This is a genomic window from Arthrobacter rhamnosi (assembly GCF_054510855.1).
The window spans coordinates 158137-173312 of the sequence record NZ_JBTNDT010000005.1 but is presented as its reverse complement, the minus strand read 5'-3'; the positions used below and the strand labels follow the sequence as shown (position 1 = coordinate 173312).

Below are 15176 nucleotides of genomic sequence, written 5' to 3'. Positions count from 1 at the left end.
CCAGTCTAGGCGGTGGGCCTACTGGCGTCCCGCGGAGAAGATTCTGCCGATCACGCGGCTGTCGAGGACGTCGCCGAGCAGTTCCACCGGGGCACCGGGCGGGAGGGGAACCCCGGGACGGCCGGTCAGTGCGCTCACATTCACTCCTGCAAGGAAGCATGAGCCGAAGGTGTCGATGGAATGGGGACCGACGAGGTCGTCCACGGGAACCCGGACCGGGCCGGCGAACCGGTCGCTGTCCGCGCTGTCCTGCCAGACATCGGCGAAACGCGATTCAGTGGTGGACGTCCAGGAGTAGGGCGCGCGGCAGATGCGTGCATCCTCTGGCGGGCAGGTGTCGTCGATGAGTTCGTTGACCGCCTGGGAGACGAGGTCGGCGTCGTCCGGGTCGAGCTCGTACAGGCCGTGCAGGTAGGCGGTGAGCTCGAAGTAGTCGGTGGAGCCACCCATGTTGCAGTAGTGCATCCACATTCCGTAGGGGGAGAGTCCTGCGAACTCCATCGCCGTCAGGGTGTCCTCGTTCTGCATCGCGCTCAACTCCTCGTCGCGGCCCGCTGCTGAGCCTCTCCGATACTCCCGCAAGCACTTCAACTGAACATGTCGATCAGATTCTGTTTTGGCGCAAGGGCGGGGTTCCGCCTCAAGGCCTCCCCGGGAAATGCATAGGATCGGGCGCACCGGATCGGTCAGCAGGTCCCCGGGGAGCAGTGACGAAGAGGTTCAGCGGGGAGGCCGCGGGCGCCGGTGTCAGCTGCCGGTGAGGAACTGCGCGGTATCGAGCATGTGCTCTTCGACCGCCCGGGCCGCGCCGACGGAGTCGCCGGTCTTGATGGCCTCGACGATGCCCGCATGGCGGTGGGGGCTCATGTTGCTGAGCGCCCGTTCCACTCCCGCGTACATGACGCTCATCCGGATGGATCCTTCGAGGGACTTCCAGGAGTGGAGGAGTGTCGGGTTCCCGGTCAGGAAGCAGAGCGCCTGGTGGAAGTCGAGGTCCGCTTCGATGCGCTCATCGAGGTCACCGTCGGACGAGCTCTCCATGCGCTGGATCGCGTCCTCGAGCTTCTGCACCACCGCGTCCCGGTCGTCCTGCTCCGACAGCATGCGCGCGGCGAGTCCTTCCAGCGCGGCACGCACCTGGAAGATGTCCCGCACGTCGCTGGCGCCCAGGTGGCGAACGGCGAGCCGCCCCCGCACCCCCGCCGAGATCAGTCCCTCCTGCTGCAGCTGCCGCATGGCTTCCCGCAGCGTCCCGCGACTGATCTGCAGCTTGTCGGACAACTCCGTCTCCACCAGGTGCGTGCCGGGTGCGAGCTCCCCGGTCGTGATGGCCCGGCGAAGGGCGGTGAGGGCCTGCTCGCGGAGGTTGCTCCTGGCCAGCCCGCCGAGAAGTGATGCTGGTGCTGCCGTCATGGGAATCCTCCGCCGATCGCGAGTGTCGACATTTCGATGTCAACAATGATGCTACAAACCCTAGGGGATGCGGGGCCGGTCACCCGCGCCGGTGGTGACCGGCCCGCTGTCCGTCATGACAGCTCGCTGAGGACCTTCTGCACGATCCGCTCGCGGGAGAGCCCGTACTTCTCGTGGAGGGTGGGCAGGGCGCCGGCGTCGAGGAACAGGTCGGGCAGGGCGATCGGCACGATCCTGGCGCCGGCACCGTGACGGACCGCCACTCCGGCGACGGTCTCGAACAGGCCACCCACCTCGGTGTGGTTCTCGAGGGTGACGACCAGGCGGTCCTTGCCCAGCTCGCGGAGGACGGTCTCGCTGTCGAAGGGCTTGATGGTGGGGGAGTGGATGACGGCGACGTCGACATGGTGGCGTGCGAGTTCTTCGGCCGCCTGGAGCGCCCTCATGGTCATCAGGCCGCTGGAGATGAAGAGGACGTCGCGGCCCGGGCGCAGCTCCTTGGCCTTGCCGAGCTCGAACGTGTAGTCGTACTCGTCGAGGACGGTCGGCACGTTGCCCCTGAGGAGCCGGAGGTAGGTCGGTCCCTCCGACGCGGCCAGCTGGGGCACGGCCTGCTCGATGTCGACCGAATCGCACGGATCCACGATCGTGAGGTTCGGCATCCCGCGGAAGATGGCGATGTCCTCCGTCGCCTGGTGGCTCGGACCGTACCCGGTCGTCAAGCCGGGGAGTCCGCCGACGATATTGACGTTGAGGTTGGGTTCGGCGATGTCCAGGCAGAGGAAGTCGTACGCACGTCGGGCTGCAAACACGGCGTAGGTGGAGGCGAACGGGACAAGTCCGGCTTCGGCCATTCCCGCAGCGGCGCCGACCAGGAGTTGCTCGGCCATCCCCATCTGGAAGAACCGCTCAGGGAAAGCCTTGGCGAAGATGTGCATGTCGGTGTACTTGCCGAGATCTGCCGTCAGGCCCACGATGCGCGGGTCCTGTTCCGCTGCTGCGACCAGTGCATGGCCGAAAGGCGCGGGAGAGGTCTTCTGCCCGGGATCGGCGAAGGACGCGATCATCGCCGACGTCTTGAGCTTCGGCTTTACGGCTGTTGCAGTGTCGGGAGCCTCGGCGGTGGTGCTGGTGCTGGTGTTGGTGCTCATGCCTGGGCGCCTTTCGCGTGTCCTTCGGTCAGTTGGTCCCTGCAGATCTGCCATTCGTGTTCCTCGATGCGCATGAAGTGGGCCTTTTCCCGCTCTTCGAGCAGGGGTACCCCCTTGCCGACCTTCGTGTCGCACAGGATCACAGAGGGGCGCCCGGTTGTGGCGGCCTCGCGGGTGATGTTGTCGAGCGCTTCCAGGAGGGCGGCGGCGTCGTTTCCATTCACGCGCTGGGTGTACCAGCCGAACGACGCCCACTTGTCCGCGGCGGGCTCGATGCCCAGCACTGTCTTGGTCGCTCCGTCGGCCTGGAGTGCGTTCATGTCCACCAGGGCGGTCAGGGTACCGAGCTGGTGATGGTGGGCGCCCATGGCCGCTTCCCATGTGGAGCCCTCATCGAGTTCCCCGTCGGAGAGGAAGTTGAAGACCCGGGACGGGGACTGCTGCAAGCGGAGCCCCAGGGCCATGCCGACGGCCACGCCCAGGCCGTGCCCCAGGGAGCCTCCGGAGATCTCCATGCCGGGCGTGTAGGACGCCATGCCCGACATCGGCAGCCGGGAGTCGTCGGATCCGTAGGTGTCGAGCTCGTCGACGGGGATGATGCCGGCTTCCGCGAGGGCGGCGTAGTGCCCGATGGCGTAATGGCCCGTGGAGAGCAGGAACCTGTCACGGCCGTTCCAATGCGGGTCCTCGGGCCGGTAGCGGAGCTGGTCCGCGTAGACGGCCGCGAACATGTCGGCGGACCCCAGTGCCTGGCCGACGTAGCCCTGTCCTTGGACCTCGCCCATGTTCAGGGCGTAATGGCGGGCTCGATAGGCAGCTGCTGCGACCTTCTCGACCCGGGCACTGAAATCAGTCGGTTCTGCGTCGCGGTCCTGCGTAGTCGTGGGTGTTGATGTCGGAGTCATGGGGGTGCTCTTTCTGGTTCCCGGGGAGGTGTCGGTCAGGCGTGCTGGGCTACGGGAGTCGACTTGGCCGCTTCCTCGGCGAGCCGGCGTTCCCGGGGGCCCCAGGTCTCGCGGGTCACGAGTGCCGCAATGAGGCCGATGAGGGCGTAGGTGCAGAACAGCAACGCCGGTCCCATCCAGCCGAAACGGACGAACAGGAGCGTGGTGATGAACGGGGTGAAGCCGGACACCATCGCGGAGATCTGATAGGACAGGGACGCCCCGGAGGCCCGGGTCTTGGCCTGGAAGAGTTCCGGGAACCATGCGCCCTGGGCGCCGGCGAGCGAGTTCTGGCAGACTGCGTAGGAGATGACGATGGTGATGATGACGCAGATGAACAGGCCCGTGTTCGCCAGCAGGAACATGGGGATGCCGAAGAGGACGGCGAAGGCGCAGGACCAGATGTAGACCGGCCGGCGGCCGATCCGGTCGGTCAGCCGTGCCCAGCCCATGGTGGCGAAGATGCCGATGGCCGAGGCGATGCACAGTGCGGTGAGTGTCTCGGTCGGCGTCGCCAGTTCCGAGCTCTTGAGGTACGAGATCATGTAGGTCACGGCCACGGCGTAGCCGGCGGTCTCGGCGACACGGAGGCAGATGCCCCGCACGATGCTGCGCCAGTCCTGGCGGATGACCTGCAGGATCGGGTTCTTGACGATATCGCCGTGGTCCTTGACGTCCTCGAAGACCGGTGACTCCGGGACCTTGGACCGGATGATCAGGCCGACGATGACCAGGAGGATGCTCGCCAGGAAGGGGATCCGCCACGCCCAGTCACCGATGAGTCCTGCGCTGGAGAGGAAGACGAGGTTCGCCAGGAGCAGCCCGACCGGGAAGCCGGCCTGGACGATGCCGGTGTACTTGCCCTTGGACTTCCATGGTGCGTGCTCGTAGCTCATGAGGATCGCTCCTCCCCATTCGGCGCCGAACGCGAGGCCCTGGATGATCCGGACGATGACCAGCAGAATCGGGGCGAGGATTCCCACGGTGGCGTACGTGGGCAGCAGGCCGATGGCGAAGGTCGCCAGGCCCATGATGATCAGGGAGGCCACCAGGACGGGCTTGCGTCCTACCTTGTCTCCCAGGTGGCCGCCGATGATGCCGCCCAGGGGGCGGGCCGCGAAGCCGACTCCGAGGGTGGCGAACGAGGCCAGGGTCGCGGTGACGGGATCGGCGCCGGGGAAGAACGCGGGGCCGAAGTAGAGGGCGGCGGCCGTGCCGAAGCCGATGAAGTCATACGTCTCAATGACGGCGCCGACACCGGAACCGATGGCGACCTTGCGGGCGTCCTTCGTCCCGTGGACGTGGCCTCGCATCTGCAGAGCTTCGTTGCTCATGATGGATCCTTTGCTGGGAGTGGGTTTGTCGACTGTTAACAGTGGACTGGTTCAAGTGTGACGCGAAGCACATCCACTGTCAACAGTCGACGAAGGGGTATCTCGCAGGAGGGAGCCGGTGGTGCAGGACGGGCGCCCGCCGGCTGCGGTCCAGCGCGCCGTCAGTGGATGTGGCTGCCGCCGTTGATGTCGATGGTGGTGCCGGTGAGGTACGAGGAGTCGTCGGAGGACAGGAAGGCGATGACTCCTGCAATCTCCTCCGTGGTCGCGGTGCGGCCCAGGGGGATGTCCCGTGCCAGTGCCGCTTCCTGCTCCGGTGTGCTGCCGACGCGGATATTGGTGTCCACGGCACCGGGAGTGACTGCGTTGACGGTGACTCCACTGTCCGCCAGCTCTCGCGCCAATGCCTTGGTGAACCCCAGGATCGCTGCCTTGGCTGCGGAGTAGGGGACCTTCCCGAACACGCCACCACCGCGCTGCGCGGACACGGAGGACATGTTGACGATCCGTCCCCAGCCGTTCTCGAGCATGGCCGGCAGGAAGGCCTTCGTCACCAGGTAGGTACCGGTGGCGTTGACGGCCATGACCTTGTTCCAGAGCTCGAGGGTCGTCTCGAGGAACGGTACGGGGGAGGTGATACCTGCGATGTTCGCCAGTGCCCCGACGGGAGGAAGGTTGCCGGCGGAGACTTCGGCCGCCACGGCGCTCTGTGCTGCAGTCACGGAGGCCTCGCTGGTGACGTCGATCGCGTAGCCGAAGCTGGGGACACTGAATTCGTTGCCGATGTCCGTGGCCACCTTGGCGGACGTCTCTCCGTCGAGGTCGAGGACGACGACGGCCCACCCATCCCGGGCGTAGCGGCGGGCGGTCGTCACGCCGATTCCGCGAGGGGAGGTGGCTCCGGTGATGACGGCGGTTCGTTGAATGCTGGACATGACTTCTCCTAGTGCGGGTTCTGGTCGCCGGTGACGGATAGGACGCCGGACGTGCTGCTGGTGATGAGGTGGGAGACGAAGCGCGCGGCCGCTGCCGTGGCTTCGGGTCGCTGGTCGTCGGTGACATCCCGCGTTTCGAGCTCGAGGGCGAAACGCCCCTGGTACCCGGCATCAGTGAGGGCCCGGAAGCCGGCGGCGAAGTCCGCCTGCCCGTTGCCGATACTCAGATTGATGTTGCCGGGTACCGCATCCCGAAGGTGGACGTGGCGGATGCGGTCCGAGAAGAGCGGAACGAATTCCACCGGGTCCCCTCCGGACGCGACGATGTGGCTGAAATCCATGACGAGGCCCACGGACTCCTGGGGCACCCTGTCCAGCAAGTGCCGGGTGCGATCGATGTCCCAGCAGAGGCGGAAGAAATGGGGTGCTTCGACCCAGATCTCGACGCCGGCCGCGGCTGCGCGGTCGGCCGCCTCGGTCAGGGCAGCAGCGATGAGGTCCAGATCCTCGTCGAATGACACGAGCGGATCGTGCGACTGGGCACCGCAGGGCAGGACCAGTGCAGTCGCGCCGATGTTCGACGCAAGCGCCAGGAGCATGTCGAGGTGCCTGTCTCTGTCGGTCCGCTCGGCTCGGGTCAACCGGGCGTTGAGGTCCCCGATATCACCGTTGACCGAACGCACGCGCATGCCCGAGCGCAGAACGTCCTGGCTGACCTCGTCGACGGCCTGGGTATCCAGGACGAACGGGACGTGGTTGCACACCCCAGGAAGGGCCCCGAGATCCAGCTCCCTGAACCCCAGTCCCTGCATGGTTCTGAGTGCCGTCGGAAGATCCTGGTGCCGGAAGCTGATGGATGAGCACACCACGCGGGGATGGAACATCGTCATTGACCTCACTGTTGCCGAACGTGACGTCAAGCACATTACGCACTCCAGTGTTGACAGTCAACATTAACGCGTGAGCGTCCCCGGAAGGGATTCTGTCTCGTTGACAGCCACCTGCCGCAGGGAAACACTGAAGAACGGGACGTGGTCCACCGATCGCGGCAGCGGATGCTGACAGGAGAGAAGGAATGGAACCACTACGACTGGTGATCGGCTGTGACGACGCGGGACTGCGCTACAAGGAGGAGCTGAAGCGCCTCCTCGAGTCGAGCGACCAGGTGGACACCGTGCTGGACGTCGGGGTCCAGGCAGATGAAGATACCGCCTACCCCAGCGTGGCCTTCGCGGCAGCCGGCGAGATCGCTGCGGGACGCGCCGACAGGGCCCTGCTGATCTGCGGCACGGGCCTCGGTGTCGCCATCAGCGCCAACAAGGTGTCGGGCATCCGTGCTGTGACGGCCCATGACTCCTTCTCGGTGGAACGCGCGGTGCTCTCCAACAACGCGCAGGTCCTGTGCCTCGGAGAGCGGGTGATCGGACTCGAACTGGCCAAACGGCTGGTTCGGGAGTGGCTCGGCTACCGTTTCGACGAGCAGTCGGCGTCCGCGACCAAGGTCGCGGCGATCACCGAGTACGAGAAGCGGAACGGCGCGCCGGACTGACCAGGACACGTGCTCGTCGGGCCGGAGCGCGTCCTGCCGGCAGCGAGGCCGGCACCGGGCAGGACGACGCGCAGGGCTGCTAGTGGACCAGCTTCAGCCCGATCACACCGCCCACGATCATGAGGAGGAACACGACCTTCAGCAGTGACGCGGGTTCGCCCCCGGTGGCCATCGCGTAGAGAACGGTCAGGGCGGCACCGATGCCTACCCAGACGGCATAGGCCGTGCCGATCGGAAGGGTGCGCATGGCGTAGGCGAGTCCGGCCATGCTGGCGATGATGGCCACGGCGAACACGAGGGTCGGCGCCGGCTTGCTGAAGCCGTCGGACCTGCCCAGGGCTGTGGCCCAGACGGCCTCGAGCACTCCGGAGACTACGAGGACGATCCAGGCCATGACTCTCTTCTCCGGGCCGACTTGCTGAAGACCGGGTACGGCACCTCGTCCGGGAGGCGGCTGATGCCCGCCTCGCCTCCCATGGTGCCACGGAACGACAGGCGCGCAGTTTCAGCCGACGGTGACCCGTCCGTCCTCGACCTGCCAGCGCCCATCGAGCCGGACGTTCTCGAGGAGCCTGCGGTCATGGGTGACGAGCAGGAGTGCGCCCGTGTAGGCCTCCAGGGCTTCCTCGAGCTGTTCGATGGCCGGAAGGTCGAGGTGGTTCGTCGGTTCGTCCAGCACCAGGAGGTTGACCCCCCTCGCCTGGAGCAGCGCGAGCCCCGCCCTCGTCCGCTCACCGGGGGAGAGGGAGCCGACGGCGGCACGCACCTGGTCCGCCTTGAGCCCGAACTTCGCCAGCAGGGTCCGCACCTCGCCCTGTGCCAGCTCCGGCACGAGGGCTTCGAAGGCCTCACCGAGGGGGAGGTCCTCGTCGAGTTGTCCCCGCGCCTGGTCGATCTCGCCGACCGCCACGTTGGAACCGAGGGAGGCAGCGCCGTGGTCGGGCTCCTGGTGTCCCAGCAGGAGGCGCAGCAGTGTCGACTTCCCGGCGCCATTGGGGCCGGTGATGCCGATCCGCTCGCCAGCGTTGACCTGGAGTGACACCGGACCGAGGGTGAAGCCTCCCTGGGTGGTGGACGCGCTGCTCAGCGTGGCGACGACGGAGCTCGACCGGGGAGCGGATCCAATGGTGAACTGCAGCTGCCACTCCTTGCGCGGCTCCTCGACCTCCTCCATGCGCGCGATGCGGGATTCCATCTGGCGCACTTTCTGTGCCTGCTTCTCGGAGGATTCCATGCTCGCCCTCCGCCGGATCTTGTCATTGTCCGGGCTCTTCTTCATGGCGTTGCGCACGCCCTGCGAGCTCCATTCACGCTGCGTCCGGGCACGCCCCACGAGGTCCTGCTTCTTGTCCGCATACTCCTCGTAGGCCTCGCGGGCGTGGCGCCGTGCCACCGCGCGTTCCTCGAGGAAGGCGTCGTAGCCGCCGTCGTACACGGCCACCTTGTTCTGCGCGAGGTCCAGCTCGACGACGGTGGTCACGCAGCGCGCGAGGAACTCGCGGTCGTGGGAGACGAGGACGACGCCGCCGCGCAGGTTCTGGATGAACCCCTCGAGCCGTTCGAGCCCGGCGAGGTCCAGGTCGTTGGTCGGCTCGTCGAGGAGCACGATGTCGAAGCGGCTCAGCAGCAGCGCTGCGAGCGCGACCCGCGCGAGCTGGCCCCCCGAGAGGGCTGCGGTCGGGGTACCCGGATCGATGCCGCCGGCGACGTCGGCCAGGACTCCGGGCATGCGGTCCTCGAGGTCCACCGCCCCCGACGCCATCCAGTGGTCGAGTGCCGCCGCATACTCGTCGTCGGCGCCCTTGTCCCCGCTGCCCATCGCTGCTGCGGCGTCCTCCATGGCGAGGGTCGCCGACGTCGTCCCGGTGCGGCGGCCGATGTACCCGGCGACCGTCTCCGCCTCCAGGCGTTCGTGCTCCTGGGGCAGCCAGCCGACGAAGGCGTCGGGCGGGGTGGTCCGGACGGTTCCGCCGAGGGGCGTGTCCGCTCCGGCGAGCAGTCGCAGGAGCGTGGTCTTCCCGGCGCCGTTGGCGCCCACCACGCCGACGACGTCGCCCGGGGCCACCATGAGGTCCAGCTTCGAGAAGAGGGTGCGGTGGGCGTGGCCCCCGGACAGGTCCTTCGCCACGAGGGTTGCAGTCATTCCTCCAGTCTAGGAGGGGCAGGCTCCCCGCCGGTCAGGCGGCTCACGCGCCGAGCTGCCAGATGCTGTACTCGTCGAGGTGGAGGATGGCCCGGTGCCCTGCCATGTCGTCGCGGATCCAGACGACGCCGAGGCCCGGAGCGGTGTCCTCGACGCACCCGCGGTAGTGCACCTCGTTCTTGCGGCGTGCCTCGACGACGGTCCCGGCGCTGAGGACGCCGAGGTCGAGGATGCGGGCGGTGCTGGGGGTGGCCATGACGGTCATCGGTGCTCCTTGAGAGTGCGGCCCGCTGAGACTTGCGGGCTGATGACTCCATAGTCGGGGAGCGGTGTTGCCGGGATATTTCCGGAAGGTTATCTTTCCGGGGCCCGCGGAAGTGTTACCCGGGGTGCACAGGAAACTCGTCCGCCTGCCGATCGTGCCTAAGCTACTGCGATGAGCGAACCCACCGAGCCGGACCGGGCCTACCTGCAGTCGATCGACGAGCGGACCCTCAGGCTCGGAGCCGGAGCGGTGCCGGATCCTTCGCCGTTCGGCGGAGCGCCGGCCGGCCTGTCCTCGGACGTCGAGCGGCACGTGGACGGGCTGGCCCCGGACCTGCGGCGGGTGGTCCGCGAACTGCACGACCATCCCGAGACCGCGTTCCGCGAGTACCGCAGTGCGGCGTTCCTGCAGGAGACCCTCGCTGCCCACGGCGCGGACGCGGTCCTCGGCGAGTACGGCGTCGAGACGTCGGTGCGGGCGGCGGCGGGCCGCGTGGATCGGAGCCCGACCATCGCGATCCTCGCCGAGTACGACGCGCTTCCCGGGATCGGCCATGCCTGCGGACACAATGTCATCGCGGCAGCGGCGCTGGGTGCCTTCCTGGCGCTGTCCTCGGTGGCGGACCGGTTGCCCGGACGCGTCCTGTTCCTCGGCACGCCGGCGGAGGAGGGCCACTCCGGCAAGGAGGTCCTGGCCCGCAACGGGGCGTTCGACGACGTCGACGCCGCCATCATGGTCCACCCCTACGGCTACGACCTCGCGGACCAGGTCTGGCTCGGAAGGCGACTGCTCACCGTCGCCTTCACCGGTATCGAGGCGCATGCCTCCGCGCAGCCCTTCATGGGCCGTAACGCCCTCGACGCCGCGAACCTCGCCTACCAGGGCATCGGGCTGCTCCGCCAGCAACTGCCGCCGTCCGACCGCGTCCATGCGACCATCACGGAGGGCGGGACGAGCCCCAACATCATCCCGGGCCGCGCCGTCCTGAAGCTCTACGCGCGCTCCCAGCAGCCCGCCACCCTCAGGGACCTCAGTGCGCGGCTCGAGGACGTGGCGCGGGGTGCTGCCCTGATGACGGGAACGGGGGTGGAACTGCACTGGGACGAGCACCCGCCGTCTCTCCCCATCCGCACCAACAAGGCCCTCACCGGCCGGTGGATCGTGTCCCAGCAGCGGCGCGGACGTGCTCCGCTTCCCCTCGGGGTGGTTTCGGAGACCCTTGCCGCCTCGACGGATTTCGGGAACGTGAGCTATCGCATTCCCGGTATCCACCCGCTGATCCGCATCGCCGACCCGGCCACGGCCCTGCACACGCGCGGGTTCGCCGCAGCGGCCAGGAGCGAGGATGCGGAGCGGGGGGCGCTCGACGGCGCCGTCGGCCTCGCCCTCACCGCGCTCGACTACCTCTGCGACGATTCCCTGCGCAGGGCGGTGCATGAGGAGTTCCAGCACCAGGGCGGCGCCATCGACGTGCCGTCCTATTTCGCCTGACCCTCCCGGGGCGGCGCGCCGTCGTCGGTGCGGTTCCGCGTGGCACTGCCGTTCGGAGGGGTGGTCAAGGCTCCGCCATCGGGGTCAGGATGGTACAGAGTCGATTCGGCCGTTTCCGGTGCCCTTCCGGGCGACATGCCGGAACGCCGACCGGGCGGCGTGCAGGGGATCTACCAGGGGGAGGACGCAGTGGTCGACGACGACGATGATTCCGATGCACCGCGGCAGACGCCGCCGGGGGCGGGCGCTCGCGGGTCGGGGGTGAGGATGGCCCTGCTGGTCGCGATCGCGGTCTTCGCCGTATCCATCGCGTTCGTCCTCGTCTACGCCACCAGCCTGTCCTGGCCCATGGCCGTCCTCATCACCGTCGTGCTCGCCGGCGGCCAGGCCTACGCCCTGCGGGGCACCCTGTTCGGCGGAGCCGGAACGGGGGACAACGGCAGCACCGGAGGCGAGGGCGGAGCAGCGGACCGCTAGTCTGGCCTCTATCTCCACTGCATCTCCACTGCCGATCGGAAGGACCTCCGTGACAACGGTCTACGCCCTGCACGAGAACCCCGAGTGGTTCCCGCCCTTCGCCCGCGCCTTCGAGGCCGAAGGCATCGAGGTGGTGGAGTGGCTGCTCACGGACGGCGTGCTGGATCTCGACTCCGTCCCCCCGGAAGGGATCTTCTGGTCCCGGATCAGCGCCTCCGCCCACACGCGGGACCACGGCCTGTCCAAGGACTATGCCCGCTCGGTCCTGTCCTGGCTCGAGGCGCACGGCCGCCGTACCGTCAACGGGCGGCGGGTGCTCGAACTCGAGATGAGCAAGGTGGACCAGCTCACCGCACTGAAGGCTGCGGGCATCGACACGCCGCGCACCGTTGCCGCCGTCGGGCGGGACCGCATCCTCGAAGCGGCCGAGGGATTCGGAACGCCGTTCATCGTCAAGCACAACCAGGGTGGCAAGGGCCTCGGCGTGCGCAGGTTCGACTCGCACGGGGAACTCGCCGACTATGTCGCCTCGAGCGCGTTCGAAGAGCCGCAGGACGGCATCACCCTGGTTCAGGAATTCATCCAGGCCGCCAAGCCCTTCATCACCCGGGCGGAGATCGTGGGCGGCAGGTTCGTGTACGCCATCGCGGCGGACACGGCGCGCGGCGGCTTCCAGCTGTGCCCTGCGGACGCCTGCGCGATAGATCCGGAGACCGGCAGGCCCATCATGCCGCCCGGCGCCACCATCGCCCCCGAGCCGGGCCAGCAGCTCTTCAGCCTGCGCGAGGACTTCGACCACCCCGTCATCGCCCAGTTCGAGGAGTTCGCGCGGCGGAACAACCTGGAGGTGTGCGGCATCGAGTTCATCGAGACCGCGGACGGCCGCGTGCTGACCTACGACGTCAATACCAACACCAACTACAACGCGGCCGTGGAAGCGGTAGCGCCGAAGTCCGCACCCCGCGAACTGGTCCGCTACCTCGCGACGCTCGGCTGACGGGCGGTAGCGTTCTCGTACCGGCACTGCGGGCCCGCAGGGGCCGGCACAACCTCCCGGAAGGATGCCGCGATGTCCCGTTTCACGAAGGACGGCAAGGTCAAAACGGACACGCTCCCGAGCACGCTGCAGCGATCCGGCGAGAAGGCCCAGGACACGTTCGCGGCGACGCTGGACGCCGCGGAGGAGCAGTACGGCGACGGGGAGCGCGCCCGACGGACGGCCTTCGCCTCGCTCAAGCACGGCTTCGAGAAAGTGGGGGACCGCTGGGAGCCGAAGGAGAAGAAGGGCCCGTCCGACGCGCAGGCCGCGGGAGGAGGCGGCCAGGCCGGACCGACGGCGGGTGGTGTCGACGCGAACTCCTCGAAGAAGCACCTCTACGACCTCGCGAAAAAGCTCGACGTGCCGGGCCGCTCGCGGATGTCGAAGGAAGAGCTCGTCGAGGCACTGCAGAAGGCGAACGATCGGGAGACGCGCAGGGCGCGCGAACAATAGCTATTACGCAACGAAAGCATTTCCTAATTGACTCGCGCTTAGGCTACCCTTACTTCTATCCCGTCCCCCAGGCCTCCGCGAGGCCGTAGAAGCCAAGGAGCCTCATGGCCCCCTCCCGCCTGCGCAGCCTGTTCGCCGCTGCTGCCATCGCCGTCCTGTCCCTCTCCGCCTGTTCCACCGGCCCGGCCAACAGTGGAACCGCAGCTACCGGCGGCACCAGCGCCTCCGCCGACGCCTTCCCCGTCACGATCGAGCACGCCTTCGGTGAGACCACCCTCGCCGAGAAGCCCGAGCGCGTGGCGACGGTGTCCTGGGTCAATGCGGACGTGTCCCTCGCCCTCGGCGTCGTTCCTGTCGGCATGCCCGCCGACTCCTACGGCGGCAACGAGAACCAGTCGACGCCGTGGAAGGACGCCAAGCTCGAGGAGCTGGATGCGGCGATCGGGACCGAGAACACCCCCGTGCAGTACTCCGAGACCGACGGCATCGCCTTCGACGACATCGCGGCCACGAACCCCGACGTCATCCTCGCTGCCTACTCCGGACTGTCCCAGGAGGACTACGACACCCTGAGCAAGATCGCGCCCGTCGTGGCCTACCCGGAGGTGGCCTACGGGACCGCGTGGCAGGACTCCACGCGCATCATCGGGAAGGCGCTCGGCCTGTCCGCGGACGCCGAGCAGCTGGTGTCGGAGACGGAGCAGGCCATCGCGGACGCTGCTGCCGAGTACCCGCAGCTCGAGGGCAAGACCTTCATCTACGGCAACCTCGAGCCCGGCAGCGCGGACGGTGTCAGCGTCTACACGGCGAACGACAACCGGCCGAGGTTCCTGGCCGAGCTCGGGATGGTGCAGGCAGACGTCGTCACCGAGAACACGAAGGGGTCCGAGGAGTTCTTCATCCCCTGGTCCGCGGAGCGCGCCAACGAACTGGACTCGGACATCTTCGTCACCTGGGTCGCGGACGAGGCCACCAAGGATGCCATTGCCGGCGATGCGCTCCTCGGTCAGATCCCGGCCGTGGAGAAGGGCGCGCTGGTCGCGGACAGCGACAACACCCTGACGCTCTCCATCTCCGCTGCCAACCCCCTGAGCCTGGTCTGGGCGCTGGACCGCTTCCTGCCGATGCTCGGCGAGGCCGCGGACAAGGCCTGACGCAACCTGCCGATTGCCCTCCGGCTGCATCTGGGCTGGAATGGACGATGAACCGACTCTTGGTGCGATGAAAGGGAATTCCAATGGCTCAGGCGGAAATCAACAAGCTCCAGGCCGCGACGGCGTGGGACAGCAACGGCAAGAAGCTCGGTGACGTCAACCAGGTGCACCTCGAGAAGGAGTCGGGCATCCCGGCCTGGGTCACGGTGTCCACCGGACTGCTGAATTCACGCAAGCACTATGTGCCCCTGGCGAACTCGCACTTCGAGGGCGACGCCCTCCATCTCGCGTGGACGAAGGACCAGATCACCAATGCGCCGGGCGCCCTCAGCGATATCGAACTCTCGGCGGAGGAGGAGTCGGCGCTGATCGACTACTACCGGCTCCGCGACGGCGCCGAGGCACCCTAGGCGCCTCGGCTGGACCACGAAGCCCCCGTCCGCTCCGGCGGACGGGGGCTTCGTGTAGTGCCGGAAGACCTAGAAGAGGTTGACGATTCCCACGATGTAGCCGACGAAGTAGAGCAGCGCCAGCACGACCACGATCCCGATGATGGTGACCCAGAGTGCCTGGCGGCCCTTCGAGGTCTTCTCCTCGTCCGCATGTCCCTGCTGCTGCCACGCCGTGCTGGACTCTGCCGGCGGCGTTTCGCCCGGCGGCACACCGCCACCGGGCTCGAGGCCGGTGATATGGCTCTCCAGCGGGTCGGGATTTCCTGCATTTAACGGGTCCGGGCGTTCACTCATGCTGTCCTCCGCGTGGCTGGTCGGGTCGTTCCCCTCACCCTACCCCGCAGAAACTAAGGCTGCTTAGCGATACGGGGGCTGT

Annotated in this window: 18 protein-coding genes; 7 read left to right on the top strand and 11 right to left on the bottom strand. The window is 67.7% G+C overall.

The genetic code is table 11. From position 1 onward, the window contains the following. Window positions 1–18: 18 nt before the first annotated feature. From ACX80I_RS11850 to ACX80I_RS11820, 7 genes are all read right to left on the bottom strand, one after another. Window positions 19–528, bottom strand: coding sequence for a hypothetical protein (locus tag ACX80I_RS11850; RefSeq protein WP_459345324.1), 510 nt, complete (start codon window positions 526–528; stop codon window positions 19–21). 219 nt (window positions 529–747) lie between these two features. Next, window positions 748–1413 (bottom strand): GntR family transcriptional regulator, encoded by a 666-nt coding sequence (locus tag ACX80I_RS11845; RefSeq protein WP_459345323.1) that lies wholly within the window; start codon window positions 1411–1413, stop codon window positions 748–750. Between the two features lie 113 nt (window positions 1414–1526). Then, window positions 1527–2564 (bottom strand): transketolase family protein, encoded by a 1038-nt coding sequence (locus tag ACX80I_RS11840; protein ID WP_459345322.1) that lies wholly within the window; start codon window positions 2562–2564, stop codon window positions 1527–1529. Further along, window positions 2561–3469 (bottom strand): transketolase, encoded by a 909-nt coding sequence (locus tag ACX80I_RS11835; RefSeq protein ID WP_459345321.1) that lies wholly within the window; start codon window positions 3467–3469, stop codon window positions 2561–2563. The genes ACX80I_RS11840 and ACX80I_RS11835 overlap by 4 nt, the downstream gene beginning before the upstream one ends. Window positions 3470–3504: 35 nt before the next feature. After that, window positions 3505–4842 carry an MFS transporter gene (locus ACX80I_RS11830; protein ID WP_459345320.1) on the bottom strand — a complete coding sequence of 446 codons (1338 nt, stop codon included), beginning with the start codon at window positions 4840–4842 and terminating at the stop codon, window positions 3505–3507. A gap of 161 nt (window positions 4843–5003) precedes the next feature. Further along, window positions 5004–5777, bottom strand: coding sequence for an SDR family NAD(P)-dependent oxidoreductase (locus ACX80I_RS11825; RefSeq protein ID WP_459345319.1), 774 nt, complete (start codon window positions 5775–5777; stop codon window positions 5004–5006). An 8-nt stretch (window positions 5778–5785) separates the two neighbouring features. Continuing rightward, window positions 5786–6661, bottom strand: coding sequence for a sugar phosphate isomerase/epimerase family protein (locus ACX80I_RS11820; protein ID WP_459345431.1), 876 nt, complete (start codon window positions 6659–6661; stop codon window positions 5786–5788). Window positions 6662–6852: 191 nt separating this feature from the next. On the opposite strand from ACX80I_RS11820, the gene ACX80I_RS11815 reads away from it, so the two are divergent. Beyond that, entirely contained in the window at window positions 6853–7326 is a 474-nt protein-coding gene (locus tag ACX80I_RS11815) for a ribose-5-phosphate isomerase (RefSeq protein ID WP_459345318.1), read from the top strand. Between the two features lie 79 nt (window positions 7327–7405). Here the strand turns inward: ACX80I_RS11815 and ACX80I_RS11810 are convergent, their stop codons facing one another. The 3 genes from ACX80I_RS11810 to ACX80I_RS11800 form a co-directional block, all read right to left on the bottom strand. Beyond that, entirely contained in the window at window positions 7406–7720 is a 315-nt protein-coding gene (locus ACX80I_RS11810; protein WP_459345317.1) for a DMT family transporter, read from the bottom strand. 111 nt (window positions 7721–7831) lie between these two features. Further along, window positions 7832–9469 carry an ABC-F family ATP-binding cassette domain-containing protein gene (locus tag ACX80I_RS11805; RefSeq protein WP_459345316.1) on the bottom strand — a complete coding sequence of 546 codons (1638 nt, stop codon included), beginning with the start codon at window positions 9467–9469 and terminating at the stop codon, window positions 7832–7834. 43 nt (window positions 9470–9512) lie between these two features. Beyond that, the gene (locus ACX80I_RS11800) at window positions 9513–9734 is read right to left on the bottom strand and encodes a hypothetical protein (protein ID WP_459345315.1); all 222 of its coding nucleotides are present in this window, start codon (window positions 9732–9734) and stop codon (window positions 9513–9515) included. 171 nt (window positions 9735–9905) lie between these two features. On the opposite strand from ACX80I_RS11800, the gene ACX80I_RS11795 reads away from it, so the two are divergent. The 6 genes from ACX80I_RS11795 to ACX80I_RS11770 all read left to right on the top strand — a co-directional run bounded on the left by ACX80I_RS11795 (window position 9906) and on the right by ACX80I_RS11770 (window position 14758). After that, on the top strand, window positions 9906–11225 hold the full coding sequence (locus tag ACX80I_RS11795; protein WP_459345314.1) for a M20 family metallopeptidase: 1320 nt from the start codon (window positions 9906–9908) through the stop codon (window positions 11223–11225). Between the two features lie 135 nt (window positions 11226–11360). Continuing rightward, window positions 11361–11702, top strand: a complete 342-nt coding sequence (locus ACX80I_RS11790; protein ID WP_459345313.1) for a hypothetical protein — start codon at window positions 11361–11363, stop codon at window positions 11700–11702. A 49-nt stretch (window positions 11703–11751) separates the two neighbouring features. Beyond that, complete coding sequence (locus ACX80I_RS11785) at window positions 11752–12699, top strand: ATP-grasp domain-containing protein (RefSeq protein WP_459345312.1); 948 nt, start codon at window positions 11752–11754, stop codon at window positions 12697–12699. Between the two features lie 72 nt (window positions 12700–12771). Then, complete coding sequence (locus ACX80I_RS11780; RefSeq protein ID WP_459345311.1) at window positions 12772–13194, top strand: ChaB family protein; 423 nt, start codon at window positions 12772–12774, stop codon at window positions 13192–13194. A 104-nt stretch (window positions 13195–13298) separates the two neighbouring features. Then, the gene (locus ACX80I_RS11775; protein ID WP_459345310.1) at window positions 13299–14348 is read left to right on the top strand and encodes an iron-siderophore ABC transporter substrate-binding protein; all 1050 of its coding nucleotides are present in this window, start codon (window positions 13299–13301) and stop codon (window positions 14346–14348) included. Between the two features lie 83 nt (window positions 14349–14431). Continuing rightward, entirely contained in the window at window positions 14432–14758 is a 327-nt protein-coding gene (locus ACX80I_RS11770; protein WP_459345309.1) for a PRC-barrel domain-containing protein, read from the top strand. A 69-nt stretch (window positions 14759–14827) separates the two neighbouring features. Here the strand turns inward: ACX80I_RS11770 and ACX80I_RS11765 are convergent, their stop codons facing one another. Next, a complete protein-coding gene (locus ACX80I_RS11765) occupies window positions 14828–15094 on the bottom strand; it encodes a DUF6480 family protein (RefSeq protein WP_459345308.1) in 267 nt (88 codons plus the stop codon). Window positions 15095–15176 lie beyond the last annotated feature (82 nt).